This window comes from Methanolobus vulcani, from assembly GCF_006546655.1.
In the GTDB taxonomy this organism is placed as follows: domain Archaea; phylum Halobacteriota; class Methanosarcinia; order Methanosarcinales; family Methanosarcinaceae; genus Methanolobus; species Methanolobus vulcani_A.
Genome location: NZ_VIAQ01000016.1, coordinates 1 through 1638, shown reverse-complemented (window position 1 = coordinate 1638; position 1638 = coordinate 1). Strand labels below are relative to the sequence as shown.

Sequence of the window (1638 nt, the reverse complement as noted above, 5' to 3'; positions counted from 1 at the left end):
ATCAGGGATTTAAAACCCTATTATCGCATAGTACGAAGTACGGCGATATATTTGGGTTTTGTCCCATGAGCTGCAAGACACTAAAGCCGGATTCTCTCGAGTGGCCAAGCTCTCGGATGCGACCTGCCCGAGAGCTGGCCGGGATTGGCGTGAGCCCTATTAGTAGATAGTACTTTTTAGTTCACAGTTTTTGTGAACAACTTTTTTACTCTTGGTTGGTCTACTGGTGCTGAAAAACCAATTTTGTTTATAAATAAATAGGTATATTTTTGTAATATTTTTATATCTTTTTAGTTTACAAAAGTAAACTTTATAAATATTAAGAACATTATGGTATCTATGGTTGAACTGGTCTTGATTAAGGTTGAGCCTGAAACTAGAGATAGGATTAAAGAAATATCAAAGGTTACAGGCTTAAAGATGTATGCTGTTGTCGAACAAGCGGTAAAGGTGTATGAAAGATATGGTTATAGTAAAAGGTGACACGATGAGAGTACGTATAAATACAACAATTAACCCAGAAGTAAAAACGATGTTAGATGACTATATTCATGAAAAGGAGTGCCGTTATTCTGATATTGTAGATATAGCACTGTATGAATATTTGATTACAAGAAGTAGTCCACTGTTACCGATAATAATAAGGTGATTTAATGAATGAAAAAAAAATAGGTATGACATTGAGCTGTGTCGTGTGTTGTCGTGCATGGCTGGTTGGTCTAAAACCCTCCGTGTCGCTCTCTGTCACCCATATCATGACTATACCCATAGTATGTTATTTTCCGTATTAAAAGGTGTTTGTCATGATACAAAAATCACGATTAACTACTACGCTTGATGCGGATTTAAAGTATATGTTCGAGTCTGTTAAATCTCCGGATGCGTCATATTCTAAACTGTTAGAGGATGCAGTTAAAGATTACATAAAATCAGTAAGCCCTGAAGCATTGCTTAAACATGACATTGAATGCCTGGAACAAACATTGGTGCAGAAGAAAACAGAACTTGAAGAGCTCGAGATTATGAGCCATAGGCAAAAGAAGCTCGAGGACTTCCAGAAAGCCCAATTAGAGAAGTTTATGCCTGAAAGAGTATCAAAGTATGACAAGTTCAAGAATAGCCTCTCTACGCAGGTCAAGAAGGGCACTATTGACTGGAAATTGGTTGCAAAGGTGTACTACTTCCAAGACGATACAGAAAGTGCACGAGAATGGATTATGAGTCAACTTAAGAAGGATAGTTTACTGTGATGTTTCCCTTCGAAATCAGGACAAAAGACTAAGGACAACTAGACTAAACGGAATACGTATCGATGCATACGTACGCATGGATACGTATCCTTTACAATGTCTACTACTACTACTACTACTACTACTACTACTACTACTACTACTACTACTACTACCGTTTTTTCGCAATGCGTCGATTTTTTCGCGCTTTTAGACTTTAAAAATTTTTTTGCAAAACCTTAAAATTTAGGGGTGTGCATGGATACGTACGCATGGATACGTACGCATGGATGCACACTTTTTACAAAGTTAAAACAGGCACATTTTGAAGTGGATCTAACTTACCAGAATCCCCCAGGAATGAACCTTAAACCCCCACAAACCTATCCTGCAAGCTATCCGCTAAGGT

General features: G+C 37.7%; 2 protein-coding genes. Both read left to right on the top strand.

The genetic code is table 11. The features are described 5' to 3' along the window. Nucleotides 1-339 precede the first annotated feature (339 nt). Complete coding sequence (locus FKV42_RS10510) at nt 340-483, top strand: hypothetical protein (RefSeq protein ID WP_154810199.1); 144 nt, start codon at nt 340-342, stop codon at nt 481-483. Between the two features lie 320 nt (nt 484-803). Next, complete coding sequence (locus FKV42_RS10505) at nt 804-1250, top strand: hypothetical protein (protein ID WP_154810198.1); 447 nt, start codon at nt 804-806, stop codon at nt 1248-1250. Nucleotides 1251-1638 lie beyond the last annotated feature (388 nt).

What these genes read in the sequence shown, in the direction of transcription:
- FKV42_RS10510 (WP_154810199.1), top strand. Translation starts at nt 340, where the DNA reads ATGGTTGAACTGGTCTTGATTAAGGTTGAGCCTGAAACTAGAGATAGG.
- FKV42_RS10505 (WP_154810198.1), top strand. Translation starts at nt 804, where the DNA reads ATGATACAAAAATCACGATTAACTACTACGCTTGATGCGGATTTAAAG.